The sequence below is a fragment of the Roseburia zhanii genome, assembly GCF_014287635.1.
In the GTDB taxonomy this organism is placed as follows: Bacteria; Bacillota; Clostridia; order Lachnospirales; family Lachnospiraceae; genus Roseburia_B; species Roseburia_B zhanii.
This window is the reverse complement of sequence record NZ_JACOPH010000024.1, coordinates 1-16577: the sequence shown is the minus strand read 5'-3', so window position 1 is coordinate 16577 and position 16577 is coordinate 1. Positions and strand designations below refer to the sequence as shown.

Annotated in this window: 8 protein-coding genes, 7 tRNA genes and 1 rRNA gene; 3 read left to right on the top strand and 13 right to left on the bottom strand. The window is 40.4% G+C overall.

Annotation, left to right across the window (positions count from 1 at the left end):
- Positions 1 to 469 precede the first annotated feature (469 nt).
- Positions 470 to 2503, top strand: coding sequence for a methyl-accepting chemotaxis protein (locus tag H8S17_RS15340; protein ID WP_186867833.1), 2034 nt, complete (start codon positions 470 to 472; stop codon positions 2501 to 2503).
- A gap of 127 nt (positions 2504 to 2630) precedes the next feature.
- Entirely contained in the window at positions 2631 to 2831 is a 201-nt protein-coding gene (locus H8S17_RS15335; protein ID WP_178052507.1) for a hypothetical protein, read from the top strand.
- A 62-nt stretch (positions 2832 to 2893) separates the two neighbouring features.
- On the opposite strand, the gene H8S17_RS15330 is transcribed toward H8S17_RS15335, so the two are convergent.
- The 3 genes from H8S17_RS15330 to H8S17_RS15320 all read right to left on the bottom strand — a co-directional run bounded on the left by H8S17_RS15330 (position 2894) and on the right by H8S17_RS15320 (position 7603).
- The gene (locus H8S17_RS15330) at positions 2894 to 4528 is read right to left on the bottom strand and encodes a putative polysaccharide biosynthesis protein (protein WP_186867832.1); all 1635 of its coding nucleotides are present in this window, start codon (positions 4526 to 4528) and stop codon (positions 2894 to 2896) included.
- Positions 4529 to 4930: 402 nt separating this feature from the next.
- Positions 4931 to 5227 carry a hypothetical protein gene (locus H8S17_RS15325; RefSeq protein WP_178052509.1) on the bottom strand — a complete coding sequence of 99 codons (297 nt, stop codon included), beginning with the start codon at positions 5225 to 5227 and terminating at the stop codon, positions 4931 to 4933.
- 15 nt (positions 5228 to 5242) lie between these two features.
- Positions 5243 to 7603, bottom strand: coding sequence for a YfhO family protein (locus H8S17_RS15320; RefSeq protein ID WP_186867831.1), 2361 nt, complete (start codon positions 7601 to 7603; stop codon positions 5243 to 5245).
- Positions 7604 to 8208: 605 nt separating this feature from the next.
- Here H8S17_RS15320 and H8S17_RS15315 point away from each other — a divergent pair.
- On the top strand, positions 8209 to 10758 hold the full coding sequence (locus H8S17_RS15315) for an InlB B-repeat-containing protein (protein WP_186867830.1): 2550 nt from the start codon (positions 8209 to 8211) through the stop codon (positions 10756 to 10758).
- A gap of 471 nt (positions 10759 to 11229) precedes the next feature.
- Here H8S17_RS15315 and H8S17_RS16990 read toward each other — a convergent pair whose 3' ends face one another.
- The 10 genes from H8S17_RS16990 to H8S17_RS15265 all read right to left on the bottom strand — a co-directional run.
- Entirely contained in the window at positions 11230 to 14037 is a 2808-nt protein-coding gene (locus tag H8S17_RS16990) for an InlB B-repeat-containing protein (RefSeq protein WP_186867829.1), read from the bottom strand.
- Positions 14038 to 14148: 111 nt separating this feature from the next.
- The gene (locus H8S17_RS15305) at positions 14149 to 14967 is read right to left on the bottom strand and encodes a LytTR family transcriptional regulator DNA-binding domain-containing protein (protein WP_186867828.1); all 819 of its coding nucleotides are present in this window, start codon (positions 14965 to 14967) and stop codon (positions 14149 to 14151) included.
- Between the two features lie 751 nt (positions 14968 to 15718).
- Positions 15719 to 15791 (bottom strand) — tRNA-Lys (locus H8S17_RS15300).
- Positions 15792 to 15812: 21 nt separating this feature from the next.
- A tRNA-Phe gene (locus H8S17_RS15295) sits at positions 15813 to 15885 on the bottom strand.
- Between the two features lie 7 nt (positions 15886 to 15892).
- Positions 15893 to 15966: transfer RNA gene (locus H8S17_RS15290), tRNA-Met, on the bottom strand.
- A gap of 26 nt (positions 15967 to 15992) precedes the next feature.
- Positions 15993 to 16074, bottom strand: a tRNA-Tyr gene (locus H8S17_RS15285).
- A gap of 30 nt (positions 16075 to 16104) precedes the next feature.
- Positions 16105 to 16177, bottom strand: a tRNA-Thr gene (locus tag H8S17_RS15280).
- Positions 16178 to 16198: 21 nt separating this feature from the next.
- Positions 16199 to 16271, bottom strand: a tRNA-Val gene (locus H8S17_RS15275).
- A gap of 4 nt (positions 16272 to 16275) precedes the next feature.
- Positions 16276 to 16349: transfer RNA gene (locus H8S17_RS15270), tRNA-Asp, on the bottom strand.
- Between the two features lie 60 nt (positions 16350 to 16409).
- Positions 16410 to 16577: ribosomal RNA gene (locus H8S17_RS15265) — 23S ribosomal RNA — on the bottom strand; the annotation flags it as partial.

The following is a 16577-nucleotide window of genomic DNA, read 5'->3' as shown; positions in this document are numbered from 1 at the left end:
GGGAAGTCTTTTTTCATGTCTAATTTTGATGTCACCTGCTTCTCATCTTAAGAATCCTGCATTGCAGGATTCTTACCGCATTTTTAATCAGGATTGCGAACTTGTTTCGCAATTACCTAGTTACCATTCACCGATGTACCCGGATTGCCCTATTGCCCTGTAATTTGCACAGGCACAAGCGTATTTATACTTTCAACACTTTATATATTACGGTTTACACCTTTATATCTATTTTAACATATTATAGCGAAATGATTGAAAATTTGGGGTGAATTATATATACTAAATATAATATGATGTGTTTACACCATTGTATGGGAGTTTGAGGTGTTCGAGGATTGTGATAATTGCGTAGCAATGGAGCAATCTGGGTACATCAGTGAGTGGCAAAATCTGCTTTTGACACTCACTTCATAATATATGATAATTTTTCTGTAATTTACAAAGGTTATGATTGGGAGGATATAAAATGAAAAAGAACAACAAAGCAAAACCTATCAATCTGAAACTTCAGATCGTCATAGGTTTTATCATTCCGATTTTTATTGTCATTTTCGTTGGAGTTTCCGCATATAACAAAGCAGAAACAGGATTGATAGAAACATACGAAACGTCTACTTGTACTTCCATCGAGATGGCATCACAGTTAATTGATTTCGGACTAAAGAATCTGACTTCAACCGCTATCGAGATTTCATCAAATTCTGATTTTCTTGGATATGTAGCGGGTACAGAATCCTTAGATTCAGTACAATCCATGAACGATCTAAAGAGTACACTATTGATGAAACAGCTCTCTAATGACTTTATCCAGAATGTACATGTGATTCCAAACAGCAGCAGCATCTGTCTTTCTACCGCAAAGATCAATGTCTTTAAAGGAGAAGATTCCTATAATGATATCTGCAAAGAATTTGAGTCACAGTGTTCTGCTATTGAAAGCGCAAAAAAATGGGGATCTTCCCATTCTGAATTAGATAATTTATTTGGTTTAAATACCGATGATTATGCCGGATTTTTGTGTACTGTATCTTCTTATAAGAATACACTGATCTTAACAGATGTCAGTACCCAAAAGATCACTGATATCTTATCAGAAATCTCTTTAGGTGAAAACAGCGTCATTGCATATCAGACACAAGATGGGAAAGAAATCTCCATCGGATCCGATTCATTTACTTTCAATGATAAAGAATATGCACAAAATGCCTTTGCATCCGAAGATATAAGCGGCAGGTCTTACGTTGAGGAAAATGGAAAAGAATACCTTTATATGTACAGCAAATGTGCCACAAATGGTGCAATGATCTCTGCGATCGTCCCGAAATCGATCATCACAGCAGAAGCTGATTCTATCCGTAATACCGTTATCGGTTATGTAGTACTCGCCTGCATCATCGTCGGCATTATCGGTATGGCGATTCTCCTTGGCTTACAGCGGAACTTAAAACGGATCACTTCCGGTCTTGTGAAAGCATCACAGGGCGATCTGACTGTTGACCTTGGACTTTCCGGAAAAAGTGAATTTGCAACCCTTGCAAAACACGTTATGGAAACTGTCCGTAATACAAAGACCTTGATCTCAAGCGTACAAAATACCACACAGGATGTTTCTTCTTCCTCTGCAAATGTCGGTAAAGTCACAGATGTAATCTCTGATTCTGCTGATGCCATTTCAGATGCCTTAGAAGAAATCAACAGCGGTATGAGTCAGGAAGCAAATGATGCTGAAGAATGTCTGTTAAAAATGGATGCTCTTTCCGGTAAGATCCTGCGTACCAGTGATAAGATCTCTGAAGTAGAATCACTTGCCGTTTCAACACAGGAGATGGCACAAAACGGCTCGCAATCCATGGAAAGATTAATTGCACATTCAGTCGAAACTTTCCAGATCACCGCAACCGTAAATGAAAAAGTAGACAAGCTGATCGAGCACTCAATGCAGATTGAAGAATTTGTTAAAAATATCAATGATATTGCAGACCAGACAACGTTACTTTCCTTAAATGCTTCGATTGAAGCTGCGCGTGCCGGTGAAATGGGACGTGGATTTACCGTTGTCGCAGAGGAGATCAAGAAGTTGTCTGAGAACTCAATGGAATCTGCAAAAGCGATTGAAGACCTTGTCAGCCAGATCCATATTATGACAGATGATACCAAAGCTGCTACATTAAAATCCCAGTCGATCGTTGAGGATCAGCAGACACAGGTAGAAGCAACGAAACAGATGTTCTTAGATATGAACCAGATGATCGAACAGCTCATCAATAACATGAATGATGCGATCCAGGAAATTTCCGCAATGGACGCAGATCGTGCGGATACATTAAATGCGATCCAGAACATTTCCGGTGTCATTGAAGAAACCTTAGCATCGACAACCTTAGTCAGTGAGCGCATCAAAGAGCAGGTATCGATCATGGAAGGACTTGCGACTGCTACGAACCAGTTGAATGATAATACCAATGAATTGAATGAAGCCGTTGGTAAGTTCACCGTATAATATCCAAAGCAATCCAAACATTGTATGTATGACATGAGGCATACACTGATGAAACTGCAATGTATAATGAAATATCATCTGTGGCAGACTATCTTGTATCATTATTTATCATAAAGGAGATATCTGAATGGACGATAGCTTAAAAAGTGCAGATTCTAACTGCCACAGATCCCATAGAGAAACAGACAGCAGCAAACGCAGACAGACATCACCTGATCCTGCTGCAATACGTGAGAAAAGCCTTTATTCCAAAAAAGATAAACCCATACCGGACAATAGTCCTTTTTTCGAAACACGTAGCAATCCTTTAAGCAGTAAAGGCAATTAAAAAGAGAGTATGAGAAAACATTCGTTGTTTTTTCATACTCTCTTTTTTAACTTCACTATCACTTATCTTCTTAATAAATGGCATTTTTCTGCCACTCTGACGATCAATTGTCCTTTCGGCAGGTTCAATAACTGTTCCCTGCCTACTGCCCCGATCATCAGCGCTGCTACAAAATATATGATAACAGCCACTAACAGGGACGGTACTAAACAGATGATATTGCTCGATACAAATAGCTGCATTCCCATATAAGTACCTTTTGCGGCTGCTCCCATAATTGCTGCAGCGATCGCAGGCATCAAAAACATCGTTTTAAAATTCTCCCCTACACCAATACAATGCCTTACAGAAATACTGTTTAATACGCACATCATAAATGAATATACAATCAGACAGATTACAAGTGCATACAGATCGAGTTCTGTAAACATCAGTAATACTACCAATAAAACCGTCTGCACAGCTAATGCGATCGCTGCATTCCGGACTGGCAGTTTTACCTGTCCGATCCCCTGTAAAATACCATTGCTGAGTGTCGATAAGGAATAGAATACAACCGTGATCGCGATCATTGCCAAAAGTTTTGCAGCCATATCCAAAGAATCCTTCTGTGGGAACAAAAGCTGCATGATCGGTTTTGCTAATACCGCAAGTCCAACAGACGACGGAATTGCGATCAGCATCGTTGTCCACATCGCATTGACTACTTTTCTGCGGGTAGCTGTCTGATCCCCTAATGCACTGCTTGCAGAGATCGTCGGTATCATAGCCGCTGATAATGACGAAGCTAATGCGATAGGTATATTGATGATGACCATGGCTTTTCCCGCAAAAATACCATAAGACGTTGCTGTCTGTGCCAGGCTGAGCCCCCTTGCATAGATCATGACTTTTGAATATACCGTCTGATTAAATGAAGTACTGAAATTATAGATAAACGTACTCATAATGATCGGTGTGACTGTACTAAGCATTCCACGCAAGATATCTCCATAGGAATCCACATACCGGTGTCTGTCTTTTGCGATACGGGTATAGATCATCTTCCGGTTGATCGCATAGACAAACAGCATAAACAAAAGTGCCGCCACAACACCGCTGCCTGTTCCTAATGCACTTCCTGCTGCTCCGTAAATTGCCTGTGCCGTCGTGCTCTTTGAAGTCACAAGATCGATCAGCAGATTTGCCGCTAAAATACTGATGACCGCATTTAAGATCTGCTCTAATATCTGTGAAAAAGAAGTCTGGATCATCGATCCATGTGCCTGAAAATATCCTCTTAATACACCTACAAATCCGGACAAAAATATCGTTGGGGAAAATACCCGGAGAACAACTGCTGCCTCACCCTCTAAAAACAGTTCCGCTCCAAACAGTGTAAACAGGCTTGCCGCCCCTCCGATCACACACACATAGATCAATGCACAGCGGAAGATACGGTGTGCATTGCGGTATTCTTTCAGGGCTAACTTCGATGCAATGATCTTCGACACCGCAGATGGGATACTATATGAAGATAACAATAGTATGATCGTATAGATATTGTATGCTGAAGTATAATATCCATTACCTTCATCACCAATGATACTTGTCAGCGGACTTCTATATAAAATTCCGATAATACGACAGATAATTCCGGCAGCCGCAAGAATACCTGCCTGTTTGAGATAATTATTTTTGCTGCTTTTCCTAGCCATAAAAGACCTCTCTTTATCTTTCTATGTAATATCGCAGTAATTCAATTTCTGATAATTCCACAATCTCTTATATTATACTCGTTTTTTTTAAAATGACCATACTATAATCACATCTTAAAAAACTTTCCCTCTAATTTATTATACTTTCGTAACTATTCAGAACCCCTTAGAATCATAAAAATTGATACGTCATGCTTGCATGTAAGTAGCAGTTTTTATGATTCGTAAGGTGGCTCGAATAGAGCCACCGCCCCATATATGAGCAAAATAGCTGCAAAGCAGCGGTAAAGCACGATTTATCGTGCGGTTTTGCGAATATATGAGTGGAGTTCTGAATAGTTACATACTTTCTTAAATTCCCTGATGATAGAAAAAGAATCCCGCAAATGGGATTCCTCTCTTTTATACTTCCTGTGGCTTTTCATAGCGGTTCCAGATCTTATCTTCACCACATACATGTCTTGTTCCATCTTCGTCTGTGATGATATAGTCCCCTTCACAAATGAACACCCTGCCTCTGCGGTTTAAAATATACGGACACATAATACTGCCATCGTCCTTTTTTAATTTTACCAGATAATCGGTTACGATCCAGCCTTTTGTCACTACATCCGACCAAAGTTCTACGCCATCTTCCAAGCCTTTCCCCGGTTCATATCTGACCACTTCTGCTTCTAATCCAATTCTTCTGCTCTTCATAGGCATCCTCCTCTTTTATAACTTTATCATACCACGCTTATGAGTAAAAATCCACACTGCAAACAGACATATTCCAAGAATACTGCATATAATCCCAGCTGTAAATCCTGGTTCCTTATAAATAAGGATCAGTTCCTGTGTCCCTTCCTCTATAGGCACTGCCATCAGTCCACCATCTGTTTTGATGATAGCTGTCTCTTTTCCATCAACATAAGCCGTAAAGCCGCTGCTGTATGGAACAGATAAAAATGCCAGACCACTTTTCGCTTTTGTATAAGTAAAAGTCAGTTTTGTATCTCCTTCCTCAAATCTGTCTGCCGCCGTCTGATTCAGTTCCATACACTGTTGTTTTACGGTATCATCAAATGCCACTTTCTGCATCTGCTGTTGAAATTCTTCCGCAAAAAGTTCTGTGATACCTTTTGTTTTTTGAAATTCTGCTGTCTTATCATCTTCCATGACCAATGCAAAAAGCAGTACCTGATCCTGTTCTTCATCTGAGAGTTTTTCATACTCCGAACGCTTCATATAATTGTTAAATACCGTCCCCATATGCAGGTAATTTTCATTTTCATAAATACTGTATCCATTTTCTTCCCCAGCTTCCTGATATCCGGCTAAAAGTCCCTGATCAACAAAAGCGTAGTCGTCCGAATTTTTCTCATTCTGCAAAAAATAACGCACGGATAACAGATTCCGAATCCCCAGCCGTCCGTATGGAAGCTCACTTGCCACGCTGCGGTCAATCCCTGCAAATCCATAAAAATCCATGATGCTTCCGGAAACCGTACTCAGAAAACAGGAAACAGATGGCATATCCTGTGTCAACATTTCATTCGTGCTTGTATGATCTGTTTCTATCCGGTAAAACTCACCAGCCTGTGGTCTGACCATACTCATATCCATAAAAAGCTGTTCTTTATAAACTGACCTTCCTTCATCACTGACCTGTATAGCCCCCATATACATATGCAGATAAAAAGTTCCCATACAGCAAAGTATGCCAGCCCCTAAAAATATATTCAGATATTGTTTTTTCTTATCTTTTTTCAATATCCAGACCAGATACGCAAGTATGAAAAAACAGCTGATACCTGCTGCCACTTCCATCTCATAATCTGAACGGTTCTTTATTAGAAAGACACCTTCTGCATTGACAAACGCAGATTTTGTGATCATGCCGATCAGTAAAAATACGACTAAGAGTCCTCCATAGAGAAGCGTTCCCTTCGTAAATGCTTTCCGTTCAAATTCCTCAACCGCTATAGCTGTCATAACTGCCATCAAAAGCAGCGGCATAAAAAACCATCTTGCATAATACGTTCCATTTCCTGCCACAAACAGAGAATTGCCCAGCGGGATCAGTGCCAGAAACAGACAGATCATACACATCTTTTTTAGGAAATCCCAGCCCTTTTTCTGCATAAAATAAGCTGCTACCCCACAGAAGGCAAACAGCGGCAGATACAGACTAAGAGATGCCACCGTTCCTTCGGTCGTTCCAAATAAGGTTTCTCCATTGATCACGTCCGGCTGCAGCACAAGGCTTTTGATCAATGCCAGATATGTTCTGATATCTCCATACACAAACAGATTTCTGTCAAAGATCGTTTCCGACACCCTTTTATTTCCAGCTACTGCGATCAGTGACGGAAGAAGTAAAAATGCAGAAATCAGGATCCCACTCAGACCTTCTACTGCAAATCTTGCCAGACAGGAGAGTTTGTCCTTCGTATCATACTGCTTATCTGCCACATACCGTACCAGCACATAGATCACCAGAAATACAGCCTCACCGATAAAAAAGAAATAATTTGTGACTGCCATAAGTGCTGTCAAAAGTGCGAATACTCCATATTTTTTCTTCTGTGCAAGATCATCTGCTGCCAGCAGATAAAATGGAAAGAATGCTACGACTTCCCCAAAGTGATTAAATACCAGACTGACCATCATAAAACCGCAAAATCCATAGAGCAGACCGCCTAAGCAGGCACTCCGGTCATCTTTTGTAAACTGCCTGCTGTAATAATATCCGCCCAGGGACGCAAGTGCGATCTTTAGCATCTGCAAAAACGGCATCAGGTATGGAAGTGCCTGTTTTGGAAATGGGATCGTCAGCCAGAAAAATGGACTGCCAAGCAGGTAAAAGGAATAACTTGTATAGATACTGCTGCCAAGATCTGTTTTCATATCCCAGAAAAATTTCCCACTTCTGACGGCTTCATGCACTTTGATATAAAATGGTATCTGCTGTGAATCATAATCACCGAAATATATAAAAAATCCTCTATCCCGTATCAAAAATGGCAGAAAACAGATCAATGCCATGGCAAATGCGATCAGAAATACGTTTCTTCCGTTTAATTCTTTTTTCATTATTGAAATGAGCCCCCTTTATTCTATATACATCATCTGGATTATTGCAATGCTGTCTGTATCTATCATACGGGATATTCTGGCTTTTTTCAAATTGTATTTTTGAGATGGGTTGTGGTGCGTGAAATTTAAGGATTGTAATACATGGTATAGAGCCTGTGTCACTTTAATTTTTCGACAAACTATCCGCAGGTGCCACTGTCTGCAGCAAATTTCAGAGTCAGCTTTTTAGTGCCTCTAAGCAGGTGATGGCATATGCGTTTATTCAAAAGCTGTCCCAAACTCGCTTTTTATATAGTGAATAATTCTGCGTTATCGTGCTCAGACAGTGGGACAGCTTTTACGCATATGTCATCACCTGCTAAGATGCACACAAAAGCTGGCTGATAAAATTTGCTGCAGACAGTGGCACCTGCGGATAATTTGCTGATTTCATAGAATGACACAGGCAGTTGAACAACAGAGTACAATCCTTAAATTTCACTATCTACTTTTTTAACAAACCTCACCCACAATTTAGCCTTATGGCTAGTTCCCATTTATTTCCACCTCTGCTATACTCATATTGAATCAATATACATAACATATAAAATTTAGGAGGTATTATGAGAAAAGAACTAAAAAAACTATTAGCTTACCTGCTCACTCTCGGTATTACCGTATCTTCCGTATTTACCGGAGATGCCGCAGTAAAAGCAGCAACACTTGCTTACACAGAAGATGACACAAAGATTACAGAATCAAATGATGCCATCACAATTACTACGAATGATGACAACCAGACAGTCTATACTCTGACTTCCTCTGTCACAGATGGCTTAACCATTTCCTTAAAGGATAATGAAACAGTCATTCTTGATGGTAAAAATTTTACCTTAAACGGCACCAACGTACATTCTGATTCTGGTGACTGCTTTGAATCTACTCCTGCGTTGACCGTAGATGGTTCCGGTACACTGATCATCAAAAATATCATCCTTAAGGGTGGCAATGCTGTACGCAATGCTGACGATCTGGGTAGTTCGCCAGCTGTCTATGTCGACTCTGATGAGGTATCTCTCATTTTACAGGAAACTGTTACCATAACAGGTGGCGATCCATCTGAAGGTCATACCCAGTCTTCTATTGGCACAGAGAGCAGTTGTGGTATGGACTTTTCTGGAAAAGATCTGATCATTGATACGAACAGTACGGTTACAATTACAGGTACAGCCGGATATCCTAGTTTTATTGATCTCGACAGGCACTGTCCTCAAGCTGCTACTGAAAGTTCTAATGGACTTGAATTTGCCGGACGTACCCTTAGTGTTGCATCGGGTGCCAAGTTTACAGTAACCGGTGGCATGGGACAAAATGGCTGTAATGGTTCAGATATCAACGATGAAATTCCCCAAAAATATATAGATGATTATATAAATGCCCAAAATGGAACAGGTGGTGGCAATGCGATCAATTTTTACTGCAGTGTCTTTGATATCGCAAAAGATGCCGATGTAACCTTAATCCCAGGCACCGCTGGAAAAGGTGGTACTGCCGGAACCTTTACCGATACTGACGGCAGCACAATAAAAGGAACCGACGGTTTCGATGGTTTAGATGGCAAACAGATTGCTCTTGAAAGTGGTATCATTTCTGATCTGGATCTGTTGAAATCTTCCATTCCGGAAGAAGACATTGTTTCGTTAAAACTTCATTATCTGAAAGAATCAGAAAACGATTATCATTCGGCTGTTTATTATTCCCAAAAAGCAAATGGCGTCCTGTTCGCACATCTGCCGGTACTTGATATTGACCATTATAACTTTGAAGACTGGTATGCTGATGAATCATATGAAACAAAACCGAATTTATTCTATAATAATTATGCTTTAACTGCTGATTCAGAACTTTTTGCAAAATACACCGGAAAGCAATACACTGTTACATTTTATAGCGATCCTGATACCATTTATACATCAGAAATTGTCACTTATCCAGCTACCGCCCCAAATATTACATCTCCAACTATGACAGGTTATACATTCCTTGGCTGGTTTACAGATAAAGCATGTATATATCCCTATGATATTACAAGTCCGGTAACAAAAGATACCGCTCTTTATGCTAAGTGGGAGATCAATTCTTATCAGGTAACATTTGATTCCATGGGTGGTTCTTCTCTTGACAACCAGCAGGTTACTTACAATGGAACCGCAGCAACCCCATCTGCTCCGACAAAGGCAGGCTACACTTTTGATGGCTGGTTTACGGATAAAGACTATACAAAATCTTATGATTTTGCTACTCCGGTGACAGACGATATTACTCTTTATGCTAAATGGGATATCGCTTCTTACAATGTAAACTTTGATTCCATGGGTGGTTCTTCTCTTGACAACCAGCAGGTTACTTACAATGGAACCGCAGCAACCCCATCTGCTCCGACAAAGGCAGGCTACACTTTTGATGGCTGGTTTACAGATAAAGACTGTACGGTTGCTTACGACTTTAACGCTCCAGTGACAGACAATATCACCCTTTATGCTAAATGGAACAAAATTCCAGATCAGCAGAAACCAAACGAAACACCAGCTGACAATCCGTCCACAGGACAGACTGATACCAAGCAGCCTTCCACCGAACCGACAGATACAAATCAATCCTCCGATGGAACTGCAAAAACTTCGATTACCTTAAATGTTTCTTCCCTTCCATTACAGAAAGGCAAGAGCACAACTGCTGTAAAAGCTACACTTTACGACGGTGACTCCATAGCCAAATGGGAATCTTCCAACACTAAAGTTGCAAAAGTATCCCGGAAAGGTAAGATCACCGCAAAGAAAATCGGAACTGCTACGATCACTGTCACCACAAAAAATGGTGCAACTGCATCTGTAAAGATCAATGTACAAAAAAACAAAGTAAAAACTAAAACACTAACTGTTACCAATGTTACCGCTAAGAAATTAACCCTCAAAAAGGGCAAATCTTTCACTTTAAAAACGGCTGTAACACCGCTCACCTCACAGGATAAAGTCAAATTTACTTCTTCTGATAAAAAGATCATCACTGTAAATGGCAAAGGAAAAGTAAAAGCTGTTAAAAAGGGCTCTGCTAAGATTACTATAAAGAGTGGTAAGAAGACTACCAAAGTGCAGGTGCAGGTAACGAAATAATATCTATGATATACACAGGTATTATCTATAAAATCTTTTAAACGATGTACGCTGGTAAAACCTATGAATGATTTTAAACGGTGTATGCCGGTAAAACCTATGAATAATTTTAAACGGTGTATGCTTATATAGCCTATGACATATTATAAGCAGTGTACACCAGCATAATTTACAAAATATTATAGAACTATAGCGAAATATAAATAGTGCCGGAAATGACCGATGATTCGGATCGTTTCCGGCACTATTTTTTACATATATTGTTAGTATTATGAAATTCGAGTTACTAGTACATCGTTTTCGAAATAACCACACCATTCACTTGCCTGCGAATCCGATCGTACAGGTAGAAAAGCCTCGGCGTAGCCCGCTACGCCTGCGTTTTTATACCTGCACGCTCGAATCCGCATCCTACGTGATTGGTATAGTTATTTACGAAACGATGTACTAGATAGCCAATTAGATGCTCACTTATTTCTTTTTCACCATTACTTTGATTTTCATCACTTTTGCTCCACTCTTGACCGTGATCTTAGCAGAACCTGTTTTAATGGCTTTTATTTTTCCTTTGCCATTTATAGTGATGATTTTTTTATTTGAAGAAGTAAATTTTACTTTATCCTGTGATGTAAGCGGTGTTACAGCCATTTTTAAAGTAAAGGTTTTTCCTTTTTTCAAGGTTAATTTCTTAGCGGTAACATTGGTAACACTAAGTGTTTTGGTCTTTACTTTACCTTTCTGTACATGGATCTTTACAGATGCAGTTGCACCATTTTTTGTGGTGACAGTGATTGTAGCTGTTCCGACTTTCTTTGCGGTGATCTTACCTTTCCGGGATACTTTTGCAACTTTGGTGTTGGAAGATTCCCATTTTGCAATGGAGTCACTATCGTAAAGGGTAGCTTTTACAGCAGTTGTGCTTTTTCCTTTCTGTAATGGAAGGGAAGAAACATTTAAGGTAATCGAAGTTTTTACCGTTCCATTGGAGGACTGATTTGTATCTGTCGGTTCGGTGGAAGGCTGTTTTGTATTGGTCTGTCCATTGGAAGGCTGCTTGGTATCAGTCTGTCCTGTGGACGGATTGTCGGCTGGTGTTTCGTTTGGTTTCTGCTGATCTGGAATTTTGTTCCATTTAGCATAAAGGGTGATATTGTCTGTCACCAGAGCGTTAAAGTCGTAAGCAACAGTACAGTCTTTATCCGTAAACCAGCCTCCAAAGGTATATCCCATTTTCGTCGGTTTTTCCGGCTGGCTAACCACTGTGTTGTAATCAGCTGTTTTAGTATCTATAGAAGATCCCCCCAATGAATCAAACGATACTGTATATGTGTTGATCGTCCACTTTGCATAAAGTGTCATATTTCCTGTCACCGGCGCAGCAAAATCGTAAGCCTTCGTGCAGTCGTAATCTGTATACCAGCCTCCAAAGGTATATTCCATTTTCGTTGGATTTTCCGGTTTTGTGATCGTTGTGTTGTAATCAGCTGTTTTAGTATCTATAGAAGATCCCCCCAATGAATCAAACGATACTGTATATGTGTTGATCGTCCACTTTGCATAAAGTGTCATATTTCCTGTCACCGGCGCAGCAAAATCGTAAGCCTTCGTGCAGTCGTAATCTGTATACCAGCCTCCAAAGGTATATTCCATTTTCGTTGGATTTTCCGGTTTTGTGATCGTTGTGTTGTAATCAGCTGTTTTAGTATCTATAGAAGATCCCCCCAATGAATCAAACGATACTGTATATGTGTTGATCGTCCACTTTGCATAAAGTGTCATATTTCCTGTCACCGGCGCAGCAAAGTCATACGCATTCTGGCAGGCTTCGTCTTTATACCAGCCTCCAAAGGTATATCCTCTTCTCGTTGGATCCTCCGGTTCGGTGACTCCTGCCGGATAAGTTACTACCTGATCCACGACAGGAATTGTATCTTCACCTGTAGAAAAGCTGACCTTGAAAGTCGCAGCTATATAATCCGCATAAAAATCTGTATCTTGAGTAAGAGTAAGTGTTTCTCCCATATTAACCGGTGTTTGTAAACTCTCATCGGTATACCACTTTGTTACCCTATAATATTCGCTATCCGAAAGATACGCAGGGTTGATCGTGCTGTCTTTTTTTGCATAATAGGTCTGCGTGTCATCTGAATAATGTAATGTAACAGATATCACCTCATCACCATCTGAAAGAGCGGATTGTAAGATAGTCTTATCAGACATCAGACCGCTGCTGTATGCCAAGTTCTGGCCATCTATGCCTTGTTTGCCGACCTCGCCATCTAAAAGTGTTGTACCATCAGAATCCTTGTAGGTACCAGCCGCACCACCGGTTCCACCGGTTCCGGGTGTATAGGTTATCTTTGCTGTGGAAGAAATGGCATAAACGTTTCCTTCAAAAGAAAGTGCATCGCCACCGTTACCGCCATTGGTACCATTTGCTGCTTTCTGGTATATTTGATACGAATTTTTAACTCCTTGAGAACCAGAAGCACCTTGCCCACCATTGCCCCCGGCAAGAGTAAGACAAGCATCGTCACGTACCAACAGACTGCTGCCGTTAAAGTTCAGTGCACAGCCTCCCGGAGTGCCATCTAATCCGTTAACATATGCATCCCCACTCATTCCCTGGTATCCATCCGAACCCTTAATGGTAATCTTGCTTCCCCTATCCACTTTCAGTATGGCACCGGAAAACTCTATCCCGGAACTTCCGTTTCCAGCTTTGCTACCCGACGTATTTCCGCTTGCTGCCTTTCCACCGATGATGTTAACCGTTTCCTGTAAGATCAGCGATACATCTGGTGAAGTAACACGGATAGCGGTGGCACCCTGTCCATTATGCCAAAACTTTTCGTTTCCATGACCACCTGTTAAGTTGGCATTTTTCAGGATCAGCGTCCCTGCACCGGCAATTTCCAAAGCCGGCATTGATTCCGAGCCCTCATCAATCTGATCTTTCCCATTAATAGAATAGCCTTTTTCATCTAAGATAACAGTTTCTCCTTCTGAAAGAGTAATCTTTAATCCATTTTTGACATTACCTTTCAGGGTATAGACGGTCTGCCCTTCTGCATTTGTTGTGATATCGACAGACGCCTCTGTCTCTGCAGTGATTTCTGTCCCATCATTTTCAAGTGTTGCCGCTTTTACTGTCGTCTTTGTCACAATCTGTCCGGTAAATACCGAGGTAAGTGCTATCGCAAGAACGAGCAGATATGCAAATAGTTTTTTGAGTTCTTTTTTTAAATTTTCTCCTTTCTTCAGGCATTTAATAAACACCTAAATCCACTAATTATTTTTTTACTTCATCTATATAAAAATTTTCTCTCCAAAGTGCTAAAATACAGATGGCATCATCAACCTAATCTACAACTATAGGATGAGAAAATATTATGCATTGATAACCTTTGCCAGATACAGCCGCAATGCCTTCTCACTGCTTTTTTCGCCCTCGGCATATTCGATTTTCGTGATATCCTTTAAGATACACCCACAATGTCCCGGAAATGTCGGAAAACATGTCACATGCAGATACGTGTCGATCTCAGGACTGTAATCTATGATTTCCTGAATTCTGCCATATAGGACAACCTGTTCATAACTTCGGAGCCATTTGGTATCCATGTTAGCAAAAACAGAACCAAAAGAATTTCCGATCATATCTTTTAACGGTGTCTTCTCAATCTGAGCAAGTGCGTCATTGCCATAACAGAAAATCCAGTCTACCGCTTCCGCATTATCATCAAATACCATCTCAATATCTGCAAATGCAAATGGCATATGATCGAAACTTTTGTAATGTTCTGCATAATCCTCATACGTCATCGCTTTTTTACTTTCATGTAGTTTCTTCAATATCTTCTTCTGATTCTCATGCTGTGTACAAATGATTCTTTTTCTATTCCGGTTACTATAAGAAAGTTTCTCTCCTGTATTTAAAAGAATATGCTCCTTAGTCACAGAATGAATTGCTTTGGATGCCACGATACACTGGCGGCTGATACGAATAAACTCTTTTCCCAGTTCTTCTTCTAATGTTCCCATAGAATTCGGATAAGAAAATTGTTTTCCGTCTATCATATAAATCCATGGTTTGGCATGACTTTCTTCCTCTGTTTTCATCGCATACAGAATATCGTCTGTATTTATCTGGAATTCCTGCTGTAAAGATTTATTTTTGACTGTCAATAATGTCGCCTTTTTCTCCATATGTACTCTCCTCATTTGTTCTGTTTCATCAGTCTCATCGCTTACGGACTACTACAAAACATCCCTATTCTTAGTCTATCATAAGTATTTGGCAGTTTCAATAGCAATATTGTTCATTTAGGAATGTTTTATTCTATTTTCGTTGAAATATCTTTCACTTTTCTGTAATTAGAGTATTTTTTCTTCTCAAAATCAATACTGCTTTCCTAAAACGTGCTTTCCTAAAACAAATGGGAAGCCATCCCATTTATACTCATTGATAATACGGAAACAGACTCGTAAATTCGAGCTGATTCTAATTGGATTTTTACTTCATCATATAGAAAATTTTGCGGACACATTGCGGACATTTACCCTAAAATGCTCTGGTATAATGATGATCTGATGTAAAATATGACATTGGAGATTCAATATTTACTCCGGTCGGTACTATACAGAATGAAGATGAAACAGCCGCCGGAGCATTAGAAGATCTACTGATAAAAAAATAAGATGTTTGTTAGTCAAATCTTAGTCAAACAAAAAAAGCTCTCCTTCTATGGAGTGCCTCATCTTTGTTTATGTCTTATTTTATGGGATTTTTCAATGTAGATATTAGGGATTCGTTCTTCGCTCCAGTTGGTGCTATAAATGCATCCCCCGAACGTCTAGCACTCCCAGACAGCTAGATTCTCTGAATTTCGAATCTCTATTTATACTTAGGTGTAACAAAAAAGATCGTTCTATTGAACGACCTTTTTTATTACACTAATGAGACATCGGGGATTCGAACCCCGGACAACTTGATTAAAAGTCAAGTGCTCTACCAACTGAGCTAATATCCCATACTCGAATTTCTTCGAGAGTGCCCAGTTCCGGAATCGAACCAGAGACACGAGGATTTTCAGTCCTCTGCTCTACCAACTGAGCTAACTGGGCATCTGAGTTGCGGGGACAGGATTTGAACCTGTGACCTTCGGGTTATGAGCCCGACGAGCTTCCAGACTGCTCCACCCCGCGATAATGATAATATTAAGTTAAAACAATGGGCAGAGGTGGATTCGAACCACCGAAGCAATATGCAGCAGATTTACAGTCTGTCCCCTTTGGCCACTCGGGAATCTGCCCATTCATACAACATACAGATGTATATTGTAAAGCCGATGATCGGACTCGAACCGATAACCTGCTGATTACAAATCAGCTGCTCTGCCAATTGAGCCACATCGGCATATGCAATTTAGAATAAAAATGGGACCTACAGGGCTCGAACCTGTGACCCTCTGCTTGTAAGGCAGATGCTCTCCCAGCTGAGCTAAGATCCCACAGCGACCCAAGCGGGACTCGAACCCGCGACCTCCGCCGTGACAGGGCGGCGCTCTAACCAACTGAGCCATTGGGCCATATACATATTATTAAATAATCATATACCTTCAAAACTTCATACAGATTTATCCGATCTTTTGGTCAAGCCCTCGACCGATTAGTAACAGTCAGCTCCATGCATTGCTGCACTTCCACCTCTGCCCTATCTACCTTGTAGTCTTCAAGGGGTCTTACAGTTTATAACTGGGATATCTCATCTTAAGGGGGGCTTCACGCTTAGATGCCTTCAGCGTTTATCCCTTCCA

Coding starts and splice junctions, on each gene's coding strand:
- H8S17_RS15340 (WP_186867833.1), top strand. CDS start 470: ATGAAAAAGAACAACAAAGCAAAACCTATCAATCTGAAACTTCAGATC.
- H8S17_RS15315 (WP_186867830.1), top strand. CDS start 8,209: ATGAGAAAAGAACTAAAAAAACTATTAGCTTACCTGCTCACTCTCGGT.
- H8S17_RS15320 (WP_186867831.1), bottom strand. CDS start 7,603: ATGAAAAAAGAATTAAACGGAAGAAACGTATTTCTGATCGCATTTGCC.
- H8S17_RS15335 (WP_178052507.1), top strand. CDS start 2,631: ATGGACGATAGCTTAAAAAGTGCAGATTCTAACTGCCACAGATCCCAT.
- H8S17_RS15330 (WP_186867832.1), bottom strand. CDS start 4,528: ATGGCTAGGAAAAGCAGCAAAAATAATTATCTCAAACAGGCAGGTATT.
- H8S17_RS15305 (WP_186867828.1), bottom strand. CDS start 14,967: ATGGAGAAAAAGGCGACATTATTGACAGTCAAAAATAAATCTTTACAG.
- H8S17_RS15325 (WP_178052509.1), bottom strand. CDS start 5,227: ATGAAGAGCAGAAGAATTGGATTAGAAGCAGAAGTGGTCAGATATGAA.